The following is a 21,232-nucleotide window of genomic DNA, read 5'->3' on the forward strand; positions in this document are numbered from 1 at the left end:
TTGAGCCCCAAACGCAAAATTGGCTTGAAATACAGTTAATCTCGAAATCATAAAACAATTTTATCAAAAACTTTATTATCACCAAAAACAAAAAATCATTTCATGAAATTAAATGATATAGTCGCTTCAATGTCGGGATACCTGTCGGAGCAGACAATCGTGGACTTTATCATGTACAGCAAGGCCTTCGATGACACCCGCTACTCGGTGCTCAAGACAAAGGCCGTCGACAAGGTCTCCATCGCGTTGCTTGCGGCTGCGAAAAACAGCGAGCTTTTCTACGACGTCGTCCAGTGGGGAGAGGACACCGGCGTGGCCTCCAAGGCGACTTTCTCCCGCAGAAAGGACTTTCTCGTAAACCTGAACGTCCTCTTCGAGGAGAGCGTCAAGACGCCCTTCGGCCGCCCCAAGATTCGCCTCAAGCTGAACGACGGAAAGCTCAAAGAGTGCTTCGGCATCCCGGCATAATATTAAAAGGGTTTGTGCCTTAGCCTTAATTTGCGCTCATAGTTTATTTTTTATATCTGTAACAAGGTAAAAACGCCGTTTTTCATGGCGCGGTGTTTCTCTCCCTTCGACGAGCACACCACGTTTCGTCGCTTTCAACGTGATGCCGTCGAGGGCGCCCTTGCCGCAGAGTACGTCCTGCTCCGGGTGCGTGCCGGGCACGATACAGCCGCTCAGCACGATCCTCTCGCCCGCGGAGACCACGAGCGGTATGCGGCGCGTGGCCGGGTGTGACTTTTTAAGCACGAGAAGGGGCGAGCCGCCCTCCCGGACGAGGAACAGCATGCTGCGGGCCATTTCCATGGCCTTTTCTCCGCCTAAAAAGCACGACGCCGCGATGATGTCATCCGGACCCAGGAACTGGACGAGTTCCTCGCCCTCGGTCTCGATGAAGACCCGCTTAAGGCCTCCGGTCCTGACAATTCCCACGGTATTGTTATCGTCGTATAAAAAAAGGATCTCGTCGGGGCCGAGATCTAACTCGACGCTCACTCGATCAGCTCGACGTCCTCGCTGCCGCAGGACGGGCACACGGGCCTCTTGCCCGCGCCTTTGAACTTATTATCGCAGTCCTTGCATTTATAGCGCTTGAACTTGATCTCGTTTATCTCGATATCTGCGGGCATTCCGCCGGTGGTACACATGCTACATTCACCTCTACTGATATTTAGAATCGCATACCCTTAATATTTTCCGAGACCCTGCGCCTGACCGCCTCGTAGAGGTCGCCCAGGTGCGCGTCCATCGTCACCGTCAGCGGCCCGAAATTCTCGACCTCGAGGAGCCACACGGCCTCGGCCATGCCCAGGTCCTCCCAGGCGAGGCCGAGCACCTTTTTCACCATGCGGGCGCCCAGCACCGCGGTGCCGCCAGTCATCGAAAAATATACGGCCCCGTTGTCGTGAAGCGCCTTCAGCACATCCGGCCCCATGCCGCCCTTGCCGACGATGGCGGCGGCGCCATGCTCTATGACAGCGGGCTCCAGGCCGTTCATGCGCGAGCTGGTGGTGGGGCCGATGGCCACGATCTTCCACTCGCCGTCCTCTTTTTTAACGATGGGGGCGCCGTGGAAGATGACCGAGCCGTCAAGCTTAAAAGGCAACTCCTTATGCTCTTTGAAATATTCGGCCATGCGGACATGCGCCTTATCCCTGGCCGTGACAAAGACACCGCTGATATAAACGATATCGCCGGCGCGGAGCTTTTCGACGGTCTCCCTGGCCAGCGGCGTGTCGAGACGGTAATCCATCTACTCGCCCCCGAGCTCGACGCTGCCGTCCTCGTAGATCCGGGCGTGCGCCCTGCGTGCCGCATAGCACTGGAAGATGACGGCCACAGGAAGGCTCGCCGTATGACAGCAGGCGTACTCGGCCTGGACCCCCAGGGCTGTCGTGTCTCCGCCCAGGCCCATGGGGCCGATGCCCGTGCGGTTTATCGCGTGCAGCAGCTCCATCTCGAGCCGGGCGACATCCCTGTCGGGGTTTCGCGAGCCTACCGGCCTTAAAACTGCTTTTTTCGCCAGCGCCATGCACTCATCCGCGGTGCCGCCGATGCCGACGCCCAAGATGACCGGGGGGCAGGGCTTGCTACCGGCGCCGACGACCGTGTCCAGGACAAAACGCTTGACCCCGGCGATGCCCGCTGAAGGATTGAGCATTGCCAGCGCGCTCATGTTCTCCGAGCCGCCGCCCTTGGGCATCACGGTGATGTCGATGTGGCCGGACGCCTCGCACGAGTAATATATGTAAGGCATGCCCTTTCCCGTATTGTCGCCGGTATTCGCGCGTGTAATCGGGTGGACGACGTTCTTACGGAGCGGTATCTCGTGCGTAGCCCGGTGCACGCCCCGGGCGACCGACTCTTCAAAGCCAGGCACGGTGAAGCCCATCTTCACGAAAAAGACCGGCAGGCCCGTATCCTGGCACATGGGCAGCGTGCACGCGCCCGCCTCCTTCACGTTCGCGATGATCCTCTCCAGCTCCCGCCTGGCCAGGGGGTCCCGCTCGATCAGCATCGACCCTTCCAGCGCCGCCAGTACGTCGGGAGGGAGTACGGCCACGGAACGGCGGAGCAGCGCGATGACCGTTTCCTCGATGAGCCTGTCTTCCATATAACTGGAAATAGTGCGCCTTACGATAAAAACCCTTTTCAGAAGCAAATAAATAAAAAGACCGTTTTATCACAATCGTATGTCTCTGACCATCGGCGACCTGCTCGAGGACGTCAATAAGAACAGGTTTTTACTGGCGATCATACTACTGGCGGTACAAGAAAACGAAGGGCAATAATGAGGATATACATTGAGACGCACGGCTGCACGGCTAACCAGAGCGACTCCCGGGAGATGCGGAACTCGATCATCGCTTCGGGCGGCGAGGTCGTCGGAACGCCCGGAGAAGCCGACACGGTCATCGTTAACACCTGCGCGGTCACCGAATTCACCTCGAAGAGCATGCTGAAGGCCATAAAAAAATATGACGGCAAGAGGGTCATAGTCGCCGGATGCATGGCCGCGGCGCAGCCCTACCTGCTTAAAGGCATCAACGTCGAAATAATGCGGTCGCCAGGCGCCGCCGCAGTCGCCGGCGCTCTCGGGATACCGCCGGTCGCAGGGGAGCCCCTCATCAAGGGCACGACGGCGATCATATCCATCGCCGAAGGATGCCGGGGACACTGCTCTTACTGTATCGTACGCCTCGTGAGAGGCCCGCTGCGCAGCGTCCCCGCAGAAAAGGTCGTGTTTACGGTTAAACGTGCCGTGGAAATGGGCGCAAAAGAGATATTCCTGACAGCCCAGGACGCCGGCGCCTACGGGCTCGATACCGGTAAAAGGCTGCCCTCCCTCCTGCGCGACGTACTGCGCCTCGGGGGCGACTACCGGGTACGCCTGGGAATGATGAACCCGTTCTCCATATCGGACATCCTTGACGACATGGTCTCCGTTTTAAACGACCCCCGCGTATACAGGTTCGCCCATATACCGGTCCAGTCAGGCTCGGACCGCATCCTGAAGCTCATGGCGAGGCCATATACTGAAAGCCAGTACCGGGAAATCGTCGCCAGGCTCCGGCATGGCGTGCCCGGCATTACCATCTCCACCGACTACATCGTGGGGTTCCCGACGGAGTCGGACGAGGACTTCGCGATGACCATGGAAGACCTGCGTGCAACGAGGCCGCTCAAGGTGAACATCACCCGCTTTTCCCCGAGGCCGGGTACCGCCGCCGCCGGCATGGAAAACCCGCCGTTCGGGATAAAGAAGGAGCGCTCCCGCGCTCTCACTCGGCTCCATCACGAGATAACTTCGGCCTATATGCGGGACTCGGCGGGCCGCCGCCTGAGCGTGCTCGTCACGGACGAAGGAAAGCCAGGAACGGCAGTCGCACGGGACGATTATTATCACATGGTCGTCATTCCGTATGCTGTTCCTCCCGGCACTCGCCTGGACGTGAGAATTTGCGGTGCGAGCACCACGTATATGGCCGGTGAACCAATTAATAAATAAAAACGATAAAAATTTATGGGCCAAATTTTTTCATTAATTTTGTATTAAATGTAATAAATAGTATTTTTTTAACATCAGGATTCAGACTGATTATAATTAAATTTAATATTGGGAATAAGCATATATATTTTCAATAAAGAGCTAAATTTAAAATAAAACAATAAAATTACTAGTATTTTGTATTATATTTTATTAATATGGCAAATTATATCCTATATACCGTCTAATCTGATATATTTGCTTATTTTACTCAAAAAAGCCTTTGTCGGCATGATAATCTATAAATAGGTTAGAACCATATAGTAAATGTTTAAAACAAAAAATAATATATTATTATATTATTATAATGCATACAAAAAGAAAATAAAACTTATTTTTATTTAATTGAAATTAACCATATATAAATCAATAATTAAAAAATACCTGGCAAAGCAAGAGCTTTAAAATAATACTAATAAATATTATATAAATATTTAAAAATATTTTAGCGTGTAAACATAAAGTTAATATGCCAGAAATACATATCAACATCTAGTCGAATGGTCTATCAAAAGCTATGGATGTATGTATCGGATGTATGTATCATGCCCATAGTATTAACCTTTTAAGATCGCCTGGTGAGGCGGTCATAATTGGCACCTCTTGAGTGCAGGTCACGGTTCGTGACTGCGCGTAAGCGACCATTCTGACCACTTGTAAACAATCCCACGGGAGGAGGGAAAATGCCTAAATTCAAAGACAAAATAGACCTATACGACGATAAGGGAAAACTTTTAGAAAAGGATGTACCCCTTGAGGCAGTCAGCCCGGTCATCAACCCGGCGATCCGCAAGATCGTCAACTTAACCAAGAGAACTGTGGCTGTAAGCCTGGAAGGCATCGAAGGCGCCCTGAAGTCCGGCAAAGTCGGCGGCAAGGGCAGGCAGGTCCTCGGAAGAAGCCTGGACCTTTCCATCGTCAAGGACGCTGACAAGATCGCCAAGGTAGTCGCTGACACTGTCCGCATCAACAAGAGTGACGATACTGCGGTCAAGGTCATCGGCGGCGGCAAGAGCCTGCTCGTCCAGGTCCCGACCCAGAGGGTCGAGTCCGGCGCAGAGTTCGTCGCCAGCCTGAGCAGCACCGCATCGGCGGTCACCGAAGCCATTCTCGACATGTACAAAGTCGACATGTTCGACGCACCGTACGTCAAGAATGCAGTCTGGGGCATGTACCCGCAGACCATGGATCTGGTCGGCGGCAACGTCAAGATGATCCTCGAGATCCCCCAGAAGGACGAGGGCGTCGGCTATGCGTTAAGGAACATCCTTACCAACCACTGCGTCGTTATCGCGAAGAGGAACACCATGAACGTCGCCGCGCTGTCCTCGATCTTCGAGCAGGCCGGCGTCTGGGAAATGGGCGACGCTGTCGGACCATGGGAACGCTACCAGCTACTCGGCTTTGCGTACCAGGGCCTGAACGCGAACAACATGCTCTACAACACTGTCAAGGAGAACGGCAAGAACGGCACCATCGGGTCCGTCGTTGCCACCGTCGTTGGCAAGGCTGTAGATGACAAAGTCATTAAAGTCGAGAAGACACTTCCGTCCGGCTACAAGCTGTACACGACGGACGACATCCCGATGTGGAACGCCTACACTGCAGTCGCCACAATGGCCGCGACCATGGTAAACTGCGGCGCATTAAGAGGCGCACAGGCGGTATCGTCCACTCTGCTGTACGCCAACGACCTCATCGAAAGAGAGACCGGCCTGCCGGGCTGCGACTTCGGTAAGGTAGAGGGTACTGCCGTCGGGTTCTCGTTCTTCAGCCACTCGATCTACGGTGGCGGCGGACCGGGCGTTTTCAACGGCAACCACGTCGTTACCAGGCACAGCAAAGGCTTTGCAATTCCGTGCGTATCGGCGGCCTGCTCGCTAGATGCCGGCACCCAGATGTTCAGCCCCGAGGCGACCTCTGGTATCCTGGGCATATTCAGCGAGATCCCCGAGTTCAGGGAGCCGCTCACGCATGTCGCAAAGGGAGCTGCGGAGGTCAAGGGTAAGGTATAAGAAAGCTAAGAATGCGGAGTTTGAAAAATGGTATTACCGGTAAATGGGAAAAAGAGGCTGTTGCAGCTTGAAATTTTCCCCTCGCGACTGCTCACCGTAGAAACGGCCCAGAAACTGCTCAATGAGCTGAACAAGATCAGCGGCATCACCCGAATGGTGGTCTATGGCCCTGGCCTTCCCAAGGATGACCCCCAGAACTTGCTCGATGGCAAGTTCGAGGCTCAGAAAAAATATCTGAACATCCTGGGAGAGCGGGTCGAGCTCACCGTCCAGGTCGGAAGGGTCTGGGTCGAGGTCGAGGACATCGCGGTAAAAGACAAGATCAGGGAAGCTTGTGAAAAGACGTTGCCCATCCCCTTCGACATCAACGAAGGGCTCTACCTCAGAACGAGGAAGACGATAACGGACTATGTCCGGAAGGGCGGTAACGTCGACGACATAAGCCTGGGCATGTTCGACCCAAAGTCAAAGCGCAAGCCATCGTGCTGCGGGCCGAGGTCGGACAAGCATATGGATGAATAAAAACGTGAGATGATATCAAATGCCAATAGACCGAGAGACACAGGTTGTGGATTGCAGGGAAAGCATGGGGCTGGATAAGGGCGGGGGCCTTGCCCAGAGGGGCACTCTGTCCGAGACGGGCCGGCCCGATGTAATAGCCATAGCGATGACTCCCGGCAAGCGGCATATCACAAAGCCCGTCTGTGAGATCACCCACGGCTTACGAAGGGAGGGCATCCAGGTCAGCGTGCTGGTCCTTTTCTCCGGAGGTGGCGTCCCGTCGGATGCGAAGGATGCCGCGATCGGGAGAGGCCCGAAATTCGGAATGTCCGAAAAGGAGATCGAGCAGATAAACCGCCATAAGCTGGCATTGATACACCTGGGCAACGTTAAGTCTCACGTCTTATACAAGGCCAGGGACATACTACGGTTCGTCAGTATCCCCGCCATTGTCGTATGCCAGGCCCCTGTCGACTTCGAGGACTTCGCCAGAATAGGCGTCAAGACCCGTGTCGTTAACCCGGAACCTGATAAGGTCGAAACACAAGGGACGATCATCGAGATCGTCACCGGTATCACGAGAGGTCAGACTTGCTCGAGAGACAAGCTGAACGAGATCGTGAAAGATATCATTAAAATTAACCCGCAGAAGCTAGCTACATAAGGAGTGAAAAATATGGCATACAAAGCACAATACTACCCCGGTAAAACTTCTGTGGCCCAGAACCGTAAGAAGTTCATGGACCCATCATACAAGCTGGAGAAGATCAGAAGCCTCTCCGATGATGACGTCGTAGTCATGCTGGGACACCGCGCTCCGGGTTCCGCATACAAGACCATCCACCCGCCCCTCAAGGAAGGCGGCGAGCCGGATGACCCGATCAGAAAGATCGTAGAGCCCACCCCCGGCGCAGCAGCCGGCGACAGGATCAGGTACTGCCAGTTCACTGACTCCATGTTCTACGCTCCGTCCGTCCCGTACGTCCGGTCTTGGATGGCTTCGACCAGGTACAGGGGAGTAGACCCCGGTACTCTGTCCGGCCGTCAGATCGTCGAGGCACGTGAGAGGGATATCGAAAAGATATCCAAGGAGCTCCTGGAGGGCGAAACCTACGATGCGGCCAGGACCGGCTTAAGGGGCTGCACCGTGCACGGCCACTCCCTCAGGCTGAACGAGAACGGCATGATGTTCGACATGCTGCAGAGGGTCGTCCTGGACAAGAACGGCAACGTCTACGCCGTCAAGGACCAGGTCGGCGACCCGCTGGACCGCAAGGTTAACCTCGGCAAGCCCATGTCCGATGCGGAACTCAAGAAGAGGACCACCATCTACTTCATCGGCGGCGTACCCTTCAGGTCCGACGCTGAGGTCGTAGGCTGGGTCCAGAGGATCCACAACGAGAGGACCAAGTGCGGCTTCGCGCCGAAGTTGTAAGGTGAGGTGAGATAAAATGTCTGTTAAAGAAACCCAGAAGAGATTCATAAAGGCGATGAAGAAGAAGTTCGCCGGAGAAGACCCCACCTCCACGACGACTGTGTACAAGTACGAAGGCTACACACAGTCCAAGAGGAAGGTCGAGTTCAAGAAGGCCGGAGACGCCATCGCGAAGAAGAGGGGCATCTCGGCTTACAACCCCATGGTCCACATAGGCGGTATCCCGCTCGGCCAGAGGCAGCTCACCCCGTACGTCGTATCCGGAACTGATGTCGTAGTAGAGGGCGATGACCTCCACTTCGTCAACAACGCTGCAATGCAGCAGTTCTGGGATGAGATCCGCAGGACCGTTATCGTCGGCCTGGACACGGCCCATGCGACCCTGGAGAAGCGTCTCGGCAAGACCGTTACCCCTGAGACTATCAGCAACTACCTGGCTGTGCTCAACCATGCAATGCCCGGCGCTGCGGTCGTTCAGGAACACATGGTCGAAACCAACCCGAACCTGGTGGACGACTGTTACGTCAAGGTCTTCACCGGTGACGACGAGCTCGCTGACTCCATCGACAAGCAGTACGTCCTGGACATCAACAAGGCCTTCCCGAAGGAGCAGGCCGCAGCCCTGAAGAAGGCTGTCGGCAAGTCCCTGTGGCAGGCCGTCCACATCCCGACCACCGTGGTCAGGACGTGCGACGGTGGCACGACCTCCAGATGGTCGGCCATGCAGATCGGCATGTCGTTCATCGACGCCTACAAGATGTGCGCCGGTGAAGCGGCCGTCGCCGACCTCGCGTTCGCCGCAAAGCATGCCTCGTTAGTCGAGATGGCAGACATTCTGCCAGCCAGGCGTGCCAGGGGCCCCAACGAGCCCGGCGGATTAAGCTTCGGCTTCCTCGCAGACATCGTGCAGACCAACCGCAAGTACCCGGACGACCCGTGTAAGTCGTCGCTTGAGGTAGTCGCGGCCGGCTGCATGCTGTATGACCAGATCTGGCTCGGCTCCTACATGTCCGGTGGTGTCGGCTTCACGCAGTATGCGACCGCCGCCTACACCGATGATATCCTGGATGACTTCACCTACTACGGCTACGACTATGCCAAGGGCAAGTACAAGATCGGCCAGACCAAGCCGACCATGGACATAGTCAACGACCTCGGCACGGAAGTCACCCTGTATGGTATCGAGCAGTACGAGAAGTACCCGACCACCCTCGAGGACCACTTCGGTGGCTCGCAGAGGGCGACCGTGCTGGCAGCTGCCTCGGGTGTTACCGCCGCAATGGCGACTGGCAACTCGAACGCTGGCCTGTCGGCCTGGTACCTGTCCATGTACCTGCACAAGGAAGCATGGGGCAGGCTCGGATTCTTCGGCTACGACCTGCAGGACCAGTGCGGCGCGACCAACGTGTTCTCGTGCCGCTCGGATGAGGGCGCCATCGATGAGTTAAGAGGCCCGAACTACCCGAACTACGCGATGAACGTCGGCCACCAGGGTGGCTATGCCGGTATCGCCGGCGCAGCCCACTTCGGCCGCGGCGACGCGTGGACGGCGAGCCCGCTCATCAAGATCTGCTTCGCGGACAAGAACCTGGCCTTCGACTTCACCGAGCCGAGGAAAGAGTTCGCCCGCGGCGCGATCCGCGAGTTCATGCCGGCCGGCGAGAGGACTCTCGTCATCCCCGCAAAGTAAGTGCGAAACTTCGATTGAGGTTCTTCGGAACCTCAATTTTTCCTCTTTTTTATAACACGGAGTTTCAGAGTTTTTCAAAGGCACAGAGTTGCATCGTCGCTTTGGCGGTATCTGTTTTATAAAATGCTATTTTTGCAGGCTTCCAGGGGTGTATTTCTTTACGTCAGAAATCTCGAACTTCTGCTCGTCGACCCAGCCACTCCTGGCGTTCTCCCGGCAGTCGAACTGCCGGATATAGGGCTTAATGTCGAGTAAGGGCGTGCCGTCGAGCATGTCCGCGCCGCGTATCTCGAGGATGTTGCCTTTTACGCCTCTGAGCTCAACGATAGAAAGCCCGATCGGATTAGGCCGGTTAAAGTGCCGTATGGCGAATATGCCCCTTTGTTTTTTATTATCCAAAAAGGGCTTCTGGACGAGCGAGCAGGCCCCTGCCTGGTGAAAATGGTATATCAAAAAAATATGCGAAAACCCTTCGATGTCCTTCAAGCCCGAAGAATATTCGGTAAAGACCTCGACCGTGCCGTCCGCATCGCTCAGGGCGCTCTGGATGGGCGTATCCTTGCAGTCCTTAAATCCAGTATGTATGATGCCGATGGGCTTGTAGGATATTACCGCCTTCGCCTTCATAATGAACTCATTAGAAAAGGGCGTGTAATCATGCTTATGCTTTACGTCCCGGCGTCCGGGTTATCGGACCTCTTCCGGATCCTCTCGGCCACGGCCCGGTCGTAGACGTGCTTGAACCGGGTCCTGTGGTTGGCGTCGATGAACAGCTCGATCTCCACGTCGACAGTTACTTCCCCGATGGCGGACGCTACGGTCTCGTTGACCGTATCCCTGAGCATGTCCCAATCGCGCCCCAGGGCGATAAGCAGCCCCAGGCCGCCGTCGTGGACCGCGACCAACTCTCCTTCTCTTTCAATGACCTCGAAGGTTACCAGCATATCCATGAATAAGATTTGTGGGGCATATATTTTATATTAATTTCTGCCAGATGCCATTATAAGGCCGCATTTTAAGATAACCGGATTCGCAGGCCCATTCGTGGAAAAGCATGGCCACCACAGGATGGACGTGACCATCTGGAGAATCGTCCGTATCTTCACCAGTCAGGGCGGGTCAGGATGGCTCCTGCACACATAAGCTTTTTATTCTCTGCCTCGAACCGCCAGTCGAGCGGGCGATTAATTCCCTATCGCATAATAATAAATAATATTTTATATAAGTTTTATTATACATAATAAACGTGAAAAACGGGTTATTTTTCCGATTAAAGGCAAATACCGGGTCCTTGTTACCAGTAGCCGCATTTCGAAAGATTTATTACTCTACAAACCCTTTTAAAAATGATACTTATAGCCCTAATTATGGATGTCTGTTCCCTACACCTATCCATAATTATAAACTAAAGAGGAGGATAACACATGGTAGAAACAATAGTACTGAGCCTAGGAGCGGCTGCACTCATGGGTGCCTGTGCTACTATTGCGGGGGCTGCGGAAGACCTGGAGTCGGATTTCGGCTCACAGTCCAACGCGAACTCGCAGGTACAGCTTGCTCCGCAGGTAGGTTACTTACACCGCTACTACAACAAGGCAGTCAGCGGTGAGCCGGTAGCCTACGGGTTCTTATGCTGCACCGGTGCAGCCATCGCACTGGCTCTCATGGCGGCGTTTAAGGTTAACCCCGTCCTGGCCCTTGCGTTCGGCGCCCTGGCGGCCTCGTTGATGTACGGTGTATATGCAACGACGGCCTACATGGGCAGGCTGACCGGCCAGAAAAGATTTGGCCAACCGATATATCTTGATATATTGTTAACGACAACACCAGCTATTATCGCCCATGCCTTTATCGCGGCAATGGCGATCGGGACGTTCTCTTATTTAATGAACTGGATCCTCGGACAACCGTTCCCGTTCCCGATCCTCGCAATGCTGTGGGGCGTAATCGTCGGTGGTATGGGCTCTGCTGTGGGTGATGTCCACTATGGTGCCGAAAGGGAATACCAGAACAAGCCCTTCGGCATGGGATTACCTGCCGCACAGTCGGGCAAGATCGTCCAGAAGGGCGAGGCCGGCCTGAGGAACAGCATCGACGTGGCCGGCTACTGCGTCAAGCACGGCGGTCCCCTTACCGGATTCGGCCTGGGCATCACCGTATTCTTAGACAGCTGGAGAGAGATACTGTTCACCCAGTACTGGAATGGCTGGGGCGCAATGGTCGCCGGCTTATTGCTCGTCCTGATCTGGGTCATCGTGAACCGCATGCTCGAGATGTGGACCAAGAAGACGTATCCGGCATACAAGGCAGCGGAGGAATAACATGGACCCGATAACATTGATCATAATACTATTAGCCATAACCATCGGCGGACTTCTCATAGGAGTCGGCGTTCACTTCGTGCCCGTCGGCGGCGCGCCTGCCGCGATGGCACAGGCGACCGGTATCGGTACCGGCACCACGATGCTCGCGTTCTCGTCGGGCGCCCTGGGGCTGATAAGTGCCGGTTTTACCGTGAACGATATATACCGCGGCTCGCTTAAGACAGCCTACCCGGGCTTCGCGCCCGCTTTGAATGACGGCACTCTGCTGTCGCTCAGCGGTATATCATCGAACCTGGGGGCCATTATTCTGGTGCTCGTCGCGGGTATCGTCGGCGCCATGCTCATGATGGTCATCCTGGCAGTCGTCGCAAATATCATGTACTCGTTCGCGATCGGCGTACCCCTGGTCTCGGCCAAGGTCAAGTACGACCCGATCACCGGCGACAGGCAGGACCTCTGGGTCACCAGGGGAACTGAAGGCCACGGCACTCCGACCGTCGCCATCATCAGCTCGCTCATCGGCGGACTGCTCGGCGGCCTGGGCGGCGCAATGCTGTACCTGGCGTTCATGGCAGGCGGATTCGGCAACTACGCCAACTTCGGCGTCGCCGGGATCGCTGCCGCGGCGTTCCTCACGATAGGCATATTCTTCGTGAACTCGGTCCTGGCGTCGTACAACATAACAGGTACGATCGAAGGCTTCCACGACCCGAAGTTCAAGAGAGTGCCGCGGGCGGTCATCGCATGCACGATCGCCTCGTTCGTGCTGGGCATCTGGGCTGTTGCACTGATATCCCTGGGGGTATAAAATGTCCGAAGTCAAAGAATTAGACTGGTATATGCTCGCAGCACTGGGTATCGTGGGCGGCCTTATCGCCATATACCTGGCATACTTCCTGAACACGTACCTGAAGGTCGGATACTTCTCCTTCCTCGGCGCGGCCGGAGCCATACTCGCAATCGTATGGGGTGCGGACGCAGTCAGGAGGATCTGTAAGTACGGTATCGGCACGGGCGTTCCGTCCATCGGCATGCTCGCGTTCGGCATGGGCCTGCTGGCCACTCTGCTCGGCCTCAAGATCGGCGACTACATAGGTATCGTCTACGCCGGCCCCATCGTGGCCATCTTGCTGTCGCTCGTTCAGGGCGCAATCATAGGCTATATCGCGAACTCCGTGCTCAAGATGAAGATCCCGACCATGCAGATCGGAATGACCTTTATCGCGGGCGCCGCAAGCATCATCCTGATGGGCTATACGACGACTATCGCGGGCTCATTCGACTACTCGACGATGATCAACTACGTCTTCGCGACCGGCTTCATCGCGCCGCTCTTCATGATCGGAGCGCTCCCGATGCTGCACCCGTTCAACGCGTGCCTCGGGCCGGATGAAGACCAGAGCAGGACCCTCACGCTGGCCGTTGAAGCTGGCCTGCTGTCGACCATCATGTTCGGCTTAATGTCGCTTTACACGTTCCAGGCGAACATTCTCCCGGCGCTCATCACAATAGTGCTGGGCCTGATCGGCTGGTTATACGCGTACCTGACATTCTTCAGAAAGGTCAAGGAAAGCGGCGTGCCGGTGCTCAGCACGGGTGTATTACCCCCGAAGGAGGCATAAGACATGGCTGCAGTTAAGGTATTACCCGAATACGGTCTCGTATACGATACCGAGACGGGCAAGATCGCACCCGAGAGCGGCAACATGGTCAAGTATACCATGGGCTCCGTCAACACGGCCCTGGATAAGCTTGACAAGTATGCCAACGACCTCATGAACTCGCTGACCCCGACGGGCAGCTTCCTGGAGTCTTTCCCCGGCAGGGAAAAGTCGCTGTACTATGCTAGTATATTCACTAACATATTCTACGGCTTCATCTTCGGGCTGATCGCCGCTTTCGTCATAGTGTTCCTGCGTGCTGGAGGGCTGATCTAAAATGGTAGACAAAAAAGAACCCGCAAAGGGATGGCCAGTAGTTAAGGGCGAATACGATGTCGGAGATGCGAAGAGCGACGTCGCCGTAGCGACCTGCGGCTCGCACTTCGGCATGTGGCCCATCAAGGCTGGCGCGGCAATTGCCGGCCCCTTCAAGACCGAGAACCTGGGTATCGAGAAGATCGTCGCGAACATCATCTCCAACCCGAACATCAGGTTCGTCGTGGTGTGCGGCTCGGAAGTCAAGGGCCACATATCGGGCGATGCCCTGATAAGCCTGTACAAGTTCGGCCTGAAGGACGGAAGGATCGTTAACGCAAAAGGCGCTATCCCCTTCATCGAGAACCTCGACGCAAACGCCGTCAAGAGGTTCCAGGAACAGGTACAGCTCATCGAGATGGTGGACGTCGAGGACGAGGCTAAGATCACTCAGGCGATCAAGGACTGCATCGCGAAGGACCCCGGCGCGTTCGCGGCGGAGCCGATGCTCATCACCATCAAGGAGAAGGAAGAGGAAGTCGTAGCCGGAGCGGCCATTAAGCCGATCTCGGGCGAGCTCGCCGTCATCCAGTCAAGGCTCAGGTCGATCAAGGACGATGTCAAGGACATCGGCTACATGAGCAAGTTCACGATGGGCTGGTATGCGGGCAAGATGGAAGGCATCGCCATAGGCATAGTGATCTGCCTGATGCTTCTCGCCTTACTGTTCCCCGGCGGCATCGACTGGACGAAATTATTATTGAAACCGTAGGAGGAGCTAAAATGGCAGAATCTATTGCAGTAGCGGCAACCCAGGCGCCCCCAGAAAGCGCCTTCGTGCCCATCATCGACGACATCTGCTATCGGGCCCAGCTTGCTGCCAGGAACCAGAAGATGTCCTCGGCAGTGGGCGCCACCAAGGTGCTGGGCTTCCTTATCGGGGCCTTATTCGCGCTTGGCATGGTGCTGATCCCGCTGGCGCTTATAGGAGGTCTCTAAAATGATACCCGCAGCAGCAGTTGACCCGGTAGAGTTCTCGGCCGTGCAAAAGAGGCTCGACGCGATCGAGGAGAAGGTGGAGTTCACCAACTCCGAGATACAGCAGAGCGCAGGCATAACTCTGGGCAGAGAAGTAGGCATCCTCTACGGATTCCTCTTCGGCGTATTGATCTACGTAGCGTACAGTATTATAATGTCGATCGTGTAAAGGGAGGAGAATTCAATGTTTAAGTATGATACACCACAAAAGGTCTATGAGGTCGGCAGGGCAAAAGTAGGCGGAAACCCTGGCGAATACCCGACCGTGTTAGCTGGTTCCATATTCTACAACAAGGAACCCATCTTCGCGGCAAAGGAGGACAGCGCGAAGGGCATCTTCAACAAGGAAGGTGCGGAAAAGCTCATCAGGCAGCAGGAGGAGATGTCGGACATCACCGGCAACAAGGTCTGGGTACAGATCGTCTCCGAGACGGAAGAGTCGATGATCAAGTACATCGAATGGTACTCGAACATCGGCAAGGACGCGTTCCTGGTCGACTCGACCGTCGCGGCCGCAAGGATCGCCGGCGCCAAGAAGGCCGACGAGATCGGCATCTCTGACCGGGTCATCTACAACTCGATCAACGCTGCCGCACAGCAGGCCGAGATGGACGCCATTAAGCCCCTAAAGTTCACTTCCGCCATAATCCTCGGCTTCAACGCCGTCGATATGTCGGTCAAGGGCAGGATGGAGATGTTCACCAAGGGCGGCTCCGGCCAGACAAAAGGCATGCTTACTCTCGGTACCGAGAAGGGCATCACCAGGCCGCTACTGGACGTCGCGGCCACCCCGCTGGGCAGCGGCTCCGGTGCGACCTACAGGTCCATCTTCGCCGTGAAGTCCCAGCTTGGAGAGCCCGTAGGCGGTGGCTACCACAACATCCCGTCCGCATGGGCGTGGCTGAAGAAGTTCAAGAAGCAGCCGGGCAAGGAAGGCGCGTACATGCCGTCGGACATCGGCAGCAACCTCATCGCCATCACCCTTGGCTGCAACTTCTGCCTGTACGGCCCCATCGAGCACGCAGTCGAGGTCTTCCCCGCGGTCGCCATGAACGACATCATCGTCGCCGAGGCCGCAAAGGACCTGGGCACCCCCCCGCTCGCTGAGGTCACCCCGCTGACAAAGCTGGCATAAATTAATTCGAGAGCCGGTCTAACGACCGGCTTTTCTTCTCTTTTTATAATGGCTTTATCCGTTTAAACCGCATTGAAAGTGTCAAGTCGCCTCAATAGTGCCGGGCGAATTAAACGCTTAAAGTAGAAAGGATTGAAAAAATGTACACTTTCTTAATTATCCACTTTAAGTATTTTATACGCCTGCTTTAACGCTATGGGCGTTATGACTGTCGTCACTACCACCAATAGTATGATCGCGGAAAAGACTTCCTGGGAGAATATGCCCGTCGTTATGCCCACGCCTCCGACGATCAGCTCTACTTCGCCCCTGGCCATCATCCCGAGGCCGACGAGCACCGCTTCTTTCCAGTTCTTGCGTATTAACAGCACCGGGAGCCCGCAGCCCACGATCTTGCCGAGCATGGCCAGGACCACGAGCGCGATCATAAAGAGCAAGCCGTTCGCGCTGATCGCCCCGAGGTTCATGTAGGTGCCGATGACCACGAAGAACAGGGGCGCCAGGATAAAATTGATCTTATCCGTCATCTCATTGATAGCTTCCAGCACGTTCGTCTCGGCGATGGACATGCCGGCCGCGAACGCCCCCAGTATGGGCGAAAGTCCCGCCATGCCCGCGGCGTAGGCATAGCCAAAGCACATTGCTATGACGGTTGCCTCCTGGGCACCATTACACGGTATTTTACAGTGTTCCCCCTGTACGGTCTTACCATTGATAAGACTATTTCCATCGATGGGACGGGCGCATCCATCGCGGGGGCACAGCCAGTTTATGACCTTCGAAATGACGAATACGCCGATGAGCATTAAAGCGGCGAGCACGCCGACAGCCTTGATAGTCGTAAAGCCGATGCTTACCAGGTCGAGGGAATCGTTGCTCACGAGGCCCAGCACGATGGCCAGCACGACCAGCCCGAGGATATCATCCATGACCGCCGAGCCCACGAGAATATCACTTACTGTCGTTTTGTTCTTTCCGATGTCTTTTAACACTTTAACCGTGATCGCGGCGCTGGTCGCCGTGAGCGCGGCTCCGACGAGCAGGGCTTCTTTTTGCGGGTAACCCCACAAGGTCGAGAGAGCGAAGCCCAATATAAAATTCAGAGAGACGCCGCCCGCCGCGATCATCGTCGCCAGCGGGCCCATCCTGGTGAACTTGTCGAACCGCATCTCCAGTCCGACTTTAAACAATAGCATGATGGCGCCGAGTTGGGCAAACATTTCGACCGCATCGTTCACGGTAATGAGCGGGGCTCCTAAAAAGTAATAGCCGCCGAGCAGTGTCGGGGCCATGATGACGCCCGCCAGTAGCTCGCCCACGACCTCCGCGATCCCAAGCCGCCTGCAGATCTCGCCCGCAACTTTTGCCGTGAAGAGTAAAAGGCAAAGCGTAAGCAACGTATCCAGTATAAACGTCGTGCTGGCCGACACCCAGTCCACCTAACCTTTGAAGATGGAGAAGACGCAGGATATATAATACCTTTCTGTCGATACCGTCAAGCTGGATTTTTTTCCTTTATTGTTCGATAATCGTCGCTATTATACGGTATGGTTTTTATCCGATCTATCGAATTTTATGTCAGGAAAGCCCGTAATGTAGTAGAACAATAGTGTTTTAATAAAAAAACGGCGGATATGGCTACCTTATAAACGGTAGCGATAGCATTCTCCCGGATTTACCATCGAGTTATTGGATAAGCAGCTTGTAGCGTGAATATGCGGAGAGATAGGCTATCAGCGGCTTATCGCCCTGCTCTATAAGCTGTGTTATGCCGTCTTCCCGGCCTTTGTACTTCCCCCTGCCCTTCAGCACATAATACAGGTGGTAAAAATCCCGGTCATCCATCTCTCTCATCATGCTCAGGTCGATCCTGTTAATGCCCATTTTCGGTCACCGTCGTTAAATGAATTTCGGCAGAACTCTGCCCTTTGGCCTTTCCGTGAGCGTGCCGGTCTTCGCACTGTAATATGCCCTCACCGTCACGTAAACGATGAAGTAGGCTACAAGGATGGCTCTTAACACTAAACGGCTCTTCCAAAATACCCCCTCGATAATAATTAAAAACGGCCAAGTATGAATGGGTTACTCAAAATTAAAACCTTAAACTCCGCCCCAATCGAATGATACAACGACCGGCCTCATACAAAAAATATATCGTCTCACATAAGAAATTCATGACAATTACATTCATCATTCCGGTGATCTTTATGCAGCTAAAGCCTTTATGCAGACTACTGGGACCCAAGCCTCACATCGCGGATAGTCCCTACCTTTCATTGGTCCCGAAAACCGGCTCCCCTGGCATGAGCGCGAAAATTGACCTTTCGACCACGTCCTATTACGTGGTCGCATCGGTGGAGATGGGCAACACGACGACCAAGTGTATCCTCACGGCCACCAACCTGGAGACGGGCAAGACCTACCTGCTTAATAAGACCGTCAAGATGTCCAGGGACGTCAGGCCCCCGAAGGAAGGAGAAAAGGTCTTCGGCAAGACGCTCGACGGAAAGAAGCTGACCCGCGAGTCGGTCGGCGAATTAGTTAAACATACGCTGGAGGAAGCCCATAAGGCTGCGGGGCTCGAGATCTCCCAGGACCTGAACTTCGTGGTCCGTTCCACGGGCGTCGTCGCCGGGTTCGAAAGGCCGGACGACGTGGGCTCGTTCATTCTGGCGTTAGCCGATGGCTGCATCAAGGCTGGCGTTCCTCCGAAGAACATGACCCCCGCAATGAACAAGGAAAACCTTAACCCCCCGCGCCTGCGGAAGTATTCTCAGCTCGATAGGGTATTCTTCGATGGCGCCGTGGCCAGCGTGCTGCCGCCCATGGGCAGTAGCGGCGTCGAGATCGTGGCAAACGAGATGGAGGGCGAGCTCGCAACGGCCGGCATCAAGGAAGCTGCCAAGTGGGCGGGCGTGGACTTCCGGAACCCCGTGTGCAGCATCGACTTCGGCACCACGCTCAAGGGACGAATGACGAACGACCGTCAGCCCTATTCCCAGACTATCGGCAACTTCTGCGGCCTGGCCGGCGCAGTTCCGGACGCCATCGTGCGAGGCTCCGGCCTGGTCGACAAGGAATTCGGCAATGTGCTGGACATAACCACAAAAGAGCGGCCCGGCCTCCTGGCGGAGATCATGAATGACAGGGCCATCGAGGAGCACGCGAAGTGGGCCCACGAGATGGTACAGATCGAGGTCGTGCCGGACGAGCGCAAGTGGTGGGGCAGCGTGCCCGTGAACCCGCGGGCGGCCCGCAACAACGGCGTAATTCTAATCGGCTGCGAGGTCGGCGAGAACGGGAAGGACCTGCCTAAGCTGAACGAGGTCGGCGCGTCCCTGATAAAGAAGCACAACGTCAACACGATGCTCGCAACGCTGGACCTGACCAGCGCGATGATCGCACAGCGCCTCCTGACAAAAGCGCTCGAGAATAACTTAATATCAAGCAAGACCACAATAGGTATCACCGGACGTGCCGGCATCACGGGCGACAAGCCCGCGCTCATACTGCAGAAGGTCACTGAGATGGGGTTATTCGATAATCCCAACGACCACCTGGTGTTCTGCGACGACGGCCTCGCAAGGGGCGCGGCGGTCATGGCCCGGTGCATGAACTCCTACGGCACCCCGAAGAACCCTCTGGGCGGTCTCCGGGGCGGAAAATGCATCCTGGGAGCGCGCATGAAGCTGCAGAATAAAGACAAAAAGATCGAGGTTTAAAGATATGGCCTGCCTGAACGACTATGATTATGACATACTGTTATCCCACCAGACCTACCCTGTGTCGGAAAAGTTCATCCTCTCGAAATACTGGGAGACGTACTACGTGGAGCCCGGCTATAGCGTGCTGGGCTTGCGGATCCTGGGAAGCGAGTACGTGCCCATCGCCGTCGAGGATAACACTGATAACCTGATCCTGCCTTACACGAAGCCCTGCATGGGCACCTTCGTCGTGCGGATAAAGCACGTCCCCGAAGAGGTGGTTCGCATCAGGAAGAACTTCGACAGGACCATCACCGTCAAGCAGTGGCGGAAGAACGCGGACCTGGCAAAGACAAAATAACGGGGGTTTCACATTCATGCCAGCAAAGAAGACTATAACTAAGACGACGAAGACGCCGGCCACGAAGAAAAAGCCTGTAAAAAAGGCGCCCGCTAAGAAGGTCGCGTCTAAAAAAATGGCACAGCCCGTGGACACAATGAAGGTTTCCATACAGCCCCGGGAGCTTATCGAGATAAAGGCCCTCGAGCGGGGAGAGACAATCGAGGGGCTCATCAGCGAAAGGAAGGTCGAGCTCAAGCCGGTCGAGGAGTACATGGGGCTCCAGCAGAAAGTGGATTTCCATAATAAGCCTGTCATACCGGGCCTGTTCGACCTGATAATACCGCCGGGCACGCCCCGGAAGCTCATCCTCAAGCTCGCAAAGGAGTACCCGATACAGCTTGTCCGCCGGGACGACATCTATGTGCCCGTCGGCGTTTGCGATATCGAGAGGGACCTGCTCGCCATCCGCGGTGATAAGAAGACCATCCAGAAGATGGAGAAGGTCCTCTTCCAGGAGATCGAGGCGTATATAAACGGGCAGGACGCCCGCCGCCACGACTACTCGAAGCCCGTCCGGCTCGAGGGCGTTAGCCCCGTGGAAAAGAAGCCTTTAAAAGTAAAAACAAATGCAAAAGTAAAGGCTAAGGCTAAAAAGTAATCCTTAGCTCCCTTTTAATTTTATCCGCCGCCTTCGCAGCTCGTGTCCATGTTGATGTCCTTGACCTTGAGGGCATCTTCCATGCTCCGGATCTTCTTCTCGACCTCTTCCATGTCGACCCTTGCCGTACTCTCGTCCTCTTCCTCGGTGGCATTCGCGGCCGTCACTTCCAGGTAGCGGGTATCGTAATACAGGCGAGTCTTATCCAGGAGCGCCCAGGTCTTATCGTCCTCCCGCTTCATGTCGATGACCCTGCCCACGGTCTTCGTGGACACGTACTTGACCGTCGCACCTACGGTGATGGGCTTGCCGTACAGGTCGTTTGCCGTTATGCTGTCGCTCGCTTCCATGCGTTATCGCCATTGAGTACTATGAGGATGAAATAAATAAACTTGATGCCGGTATTCACCACGGCGACACGG

General features: G+C 55.3%; 28 protein-coding genes. 18 read left to right on the forward strand and 10 right to left on the reverse strand.

Annotated features, from left to right (window positions below; translation table 11 throughout):
* Positions 1–102 precede the first annotated feature (102 nt).
* Positions 103–468 carry a transcriptional regulator TbsP domain-containing protein gene (locus VMC84_RS00260; RefSeq protein WP_325376985.1) on the forward strand — a complete coding sequence of 122 codons (366 nt, stop codon included), beginning with the start codon at positions 103–105 and terminating at the stop codon, positions 466–468.
* Between the two features lie 36 nt (positions 469–504).
* Here VMC84_RS00260 and VMC84_RS00265 read toward each other — a convergent pair whose 3' ends face one another.
* From VMC84_RS00265 to VMC84_RS00280, 4 genes are read right to left on the reverse strand one after another with little or no spacing between them, the layout of a single operon-like run.
* Positions 505–999: a hypothetical protein gene (locus VMC84_RS00265; RefSeq protein ID WP_325376987.1), complete on the reverse strand. Its 495-nt coding sequence runs from the start codon at positions 997–999 to the stop codon at positions 505–507.
* Positions 996–1,151, reverse strand: coding sequence for a hypothetical protein (locus VMC84_RS00270; RefSeq protein ID WP_325376989.1), 156 nt, complete (start codon positions 1,149–1,151; stop codon positions 996–998). The genes VMC84_RS00265 and VMC84_RS00270 overlap by 4 nt, the downstream gene beginning before the upstream one ends.
* Before the next feature lie 23 nt (positions 1,152–1,174).
* Positions 1,175–1,756: a FumA C-terminus/TtdB family hydratase beta subunit gene (locus VMC84_RS00275; protein WP_325376991.1), complete on the reverse strand. Its 582-nt coding sequence runs from the start codon at positions 1,754–1,756 to the stop codon at positions 1,175–1,177.
* Positions 1,757–2,617 (reverse strand): fumarate hydratase, encoded by an 861-nt coding sequence (locus VMC84_RS00280; protein WP_325376993.1) that lies wholly within the window; start codon positions 2,615–2,617, stop codon positions 1,757–1,759.
* 177 nt (positions 2,618–2,794) lie between these two features.
* On the opposite strand from VMC84_RS00280, the gene VMC84_RS00285 reads away from it, so the two are divergent.
* The 6 genes from VMC84_RS00285 to mcrA all read left to right on the forward strand — a co-directional run bounded on the left by VMC84_RS00285 (position 2,795) and on the right by mcrA (position 9,692).
* On the forward strand, positions 2,795–4,012 hold the full coding sequence (locus tag VMC84_RS00285) for a tRNA (N(6)-L-threonylcarbamoyladenosine(37)-C(2))-methylthiotransferase (protein WP_325376995.1): 1,218 nt from the start codon (positions 2,795–2,797) through the stop codon (positions 4,010–4,012).
* Positions 4,013–4,734: 722 nt separating this feature from the next.
* On the forward strand, positions 4,735–6,066 hold the full coding sequence (gene mcrB / locus VMC84_RS00290) for a coenzyme-B sulfoethylthiotransferase subunit beta (protein ID WP_325376997.1): 1,332 nt from the start codon (positions 4,735–4,737) through the stop codon (positions 6,064–6,066).
* 27 nt (positions 6,067–6,093) lie between these two features.
* On the forward strand, positions 6,094–6,588 hold the full coding sequence (mcrD, locus tag VMC84_RS00295; RefSeq protein WP_325376998.1) for a methyl-coenzyme M reductase operon protein D: 495 nt from the start codon (positions 6,094–6,096) through the stop codon (positions 6,586–6,588).
* Between the two features lie 19 nt (positions 6,589–6,607).
* Positions 6,608–7,231 carry a methyl-coenzyme M reductase I operon protein C gene (gene mcrC, locus VMC84_RS00300; protein ID WP_325377000.1) on the forward strand — a complete coding sequence of 208 codons (624 nt, stop codon included), beginning with the start codon at positions 6,608–6,610 and terminating at the stop codon, positions 7,229–7,231.
* A gap of 12 nt (positions 7,232–7,243) precedes the next feature.
* On the forward strand, positions 7,244–8,002 hold the full coding sequence (mcrG, locus tag VMC84_RS00305; RefSeq protein WP_325377002.1) for a coenzyme-B sulfoethylthiotransferase subunit gamma: 759 nt from the start codon (positions 7,244–7,246) through the stop codon (positions 8,000–8,002).
* 16 nt (positions 8,003–8,018) lie between these two features.
* Entirely contained in the window at positions 8,019–9,692 is a 1,674-nt protein-coding gene (mcrA, locus tag VMC84_RS00310) for a coenzyme-B sulfoethylthiotransferase subunit alpha (RefSeq protein ID WP_325377004.1), read from the forward strand.
* 126 nt (positions 9,693–9,818) lie between these two features.
* Here the strand turns inward: mcrA and tsaA are convergent, their stop codons facing one another.
* Positions 9,819–10,319: a tRNA (N6-threonylcarbamoyladenosine(37)-N6)-methyltransferase TrmO gene (tsaA, locus tag VMC84_RS00315; protein ID WP_325377006.1), complete on the reverse strand. Its 501-nt coding sequence runs from the start codon at positions 10,317–10,319 to the stop codon at positions 9,819–9,821.
* Positions 10,320–10,360: 41 nt separating this feature from the next.
* On the reverse strand, positions 10,361–10,642 hold the full coding sequence (locus tag VMC84_RS00320) for a hypothetical protein (protein WP_325377008.1): 282 nt from the start codon (positions 10,640–10,642) through the stop codon (positions 10,361–10,363).
* 474 nt (positions 10,643–11,116) lie between these two features.
* On the opposite strand from VMC84_RS00320, the gene mtrE reads away from it, so the two are divergent.
* Genes mtrE through mtrH form a run of 8 tightly spaced genes read left to right on the forward strand, consistent with a single transcriptional unit; the run spans position 11,117 to position 16,105 of the window.
* Positions 11,117–12,013 carry a tetrahydromethanopterin S-methyltransferase subunit E gene (mtrE, locus tag VMC84_RS00325; RefSeq protein ID WP_325377010.1) on the forward strand — a complete coding sequence of 299 codons (897 nt, stop codon included), beginning with the start codon at positions 11,117–11,119 and terminating at the stop codon, positions 12,011–12,013.
* Between the two features lies 1 nt (position 12,014).
* On the forward strand, positions 12,015–12,824 hold the full coding sequence (mtrD, locus tag VMC84_RS00330) for a tetrahydromethanopterin S-methyltransferase subunit D (protein WP_325377012.1): 810 nt from the start codon (positions 12,015–12,017) through the stop codon (positions 12,822–12,824).
* 1 nt (position 12,825) lies between these two features.
* Positions 12,826–13,638: a tetrahydromethanopterin S-methyltransferase subunit MtrC gene (gene mtrC, locus VMC84_RS00335; RefSeq protein WP_325377014.1), complete on the forward strand. Its 813-nt coding sequence runs from the start codon at positions 12,826–12,828 to the stop codon at positions 13,636–13,638.
* 3 nt (positions 13,639–13,641) lie between these two features.
* Entirely contained in the window at positions 13,642–13,953 is a 312-nt protein-coding gene (gene mtrB / locus VMC84_RS00340) for a tetrahydromethanopterin S-methyltransferase subunit MtrB (RefSeq protein WP_325377016.1), read from the forward strand.
* A gap of 1 nt (position 13,954) precedes the next feature.
* On the forward strand, positions 13,955–14,704 hold the full coding sequence (gene mtrA / locus VMC84_RS00345; protein ID WP_325377018.1) for a tetrahydromethanopterin S-methyltransferase subunit A: 750 nt from the start codon (positions 13,955–13,957) through the stop codon (positions 14,702–14,704).
* A gap of 11 nt (positions 14,705–14,715) precedes the next feature.
* Positions 14,716–14,931, forward strand: coding sequence for a tetrahydromethanopterin S-methyltransferase subunit F (gene mtrF / locus VMC84_RS00350; protein ID WP_325377020.1), 216 nt, complete (start codon positions 14,716–14,718; stop codon positions 14,929–14,931).
* A gap of 1 nt (position 14,932) precedes the next feature.
* Positions 14,933–15,139 carry a tetrahydromethanopterin S-methyltransferase subunit MtrG gene (gene mtrG, locus VMC84_RS00355; protein ID WP_325377022.1) on the forward strand — a complete coding sequence of 69 codons (207 nt, stop codon included), beginning with the start codon at positions 14,933–14,935 and terminating at the stop codon, positions 15,137–15,139.
* A 15-nt stretch (positions 15,140–15,154) separates the two neighbouring features.
* Positions 15,155–16,105, forward strand: a complete 951-nt coding sequence (gene mtrH / locus VMC84_RS00360; RefSeq protein WP_325377024.1) for a tetrahydromethanopterin S-methyltransferase subunit H — start codon at positions 15,155–15,157, stop codon at positions 16,103–16,105.
* Positions 16,106–16,257: 152 nt separating this feature from the next.
* Here mtrH and VMC84_RS00365 read toward each other — a convergent pair whose 3' ends face one another.
* The 3 genes from VMC84_RS00365 to VMC84_RS00375 all read right to left on the reverse strand — a co-directional run bounded on the left by VMC84_RS00365 (position 16,258) and on the right by VMC84_RS00375 (position 18,127).
* The gene (locus VMC84_RS00365; RefSeq protein ID WP_325377026.1) at positions 16,258–17,544 is read right to left on the reverse strand and encodes a cation:proton antiporter; all 1,287 of its coding nucleotides are present in this window, start codon (positions 17,542–17,544) and stop codon (positions 16,258–16,260) included.
* Positions 17,545–17,791: 247 nt separating this feature from the next.
* Complete coding sequence (locus tag VMC84_RS00370; protein WP_325377028.1) at positions 17,792–17,989, reverse strand: hypothetical protein; 198 nt, start codon at positions 17,987–17,989, stop codon at positions 17,792–17,794.
* Between the two features lie 15 nt (positions 17,990–18,004).
* A complete protein-coding gene (locus VMC84_RS00375) occupies positions 18,005–18,127 on the reverse strand; it encodes a hypothetical protein (RefSeq protein WP_325377030.1) in 123 nt (40 codons plus the stop codon).
* Positions 18,128–18,312: 185 nt separating this feature from the next.
* Here VMC84_RS00375 and VMC84_RS00380 point away from each other — a divergent pair, with 185 nt between their 5' ends.
* Genes VMC84_RS00380 through VMC84_RS00390 form a run of 3 tightly spaced genes read left to right on the forward strand, consistent with a single transcriptional unit; the run spans position 18,313 to position 20,810 of the window.
* Positions 18,313–19,827 carry a methanogenesis marker 14 protein gene (locus VMC84_RS00380; RefSeq protein WP_414676332.1) on the forward strand — a complete coding sequence of 505 codons (1,515 nt, stop codon included), beginning with the start codon at positions 18,313–18,315 and terminating at the stop codon, positions 19,825–19,827.
* Between the two features lie 4 nt (positions 19,828–19,831).
* The gene (locus VMC84_RS00385) at positions 19,832–20,170 is read left to right on the forward strand and encodes a DUF1894 domain-containing protein (RefSeq protein ID WP_325377034.1); all 339 of its coding nucleotides are present in this window, start codon (positions 19,832–19,834) and stop codon (positions 20,168–20,170) included.
* Positions 20,171–20,186: 16 nt separating this feature from the next.
* Complete coding sequence (locus tag VMC84_RS00390) at positions 20,187–20,810, forward strand: hypothetical protein (RefSeq protein WP_325377036.1); 624 nt, start codon at positions 20,187–20,189, stop codon at positions 20,808–20,810.
* A gap of 20 nt (positions 20,811–20,830) precedes the next feature.
* Here the strand turns inward: VMC84_RS00390 and VMC84_RS00395 are convergent, their stop codons facing one another.
* A complete protein-coding gene (locus VMC84_RS00395) occupies positions 20,831–21,160 on the reverse strand; it encodes a DUF2098 domain-containing protein (RefSeq protein WP_325377038.1) in 330 nt (109 codons plus the stop codon).
* Positions 21,161–21,232 lie beyond the last annotated feature (72 nt).

Origin of the sequence: Methanocella sp., from assembly GCF_035506375.1 — an archaeon.
Taxonomy (GTDB): Archaea; Halobacteriota; Methanocellia; order Methanocellales; family Methanocellaceae; genus Methanocella.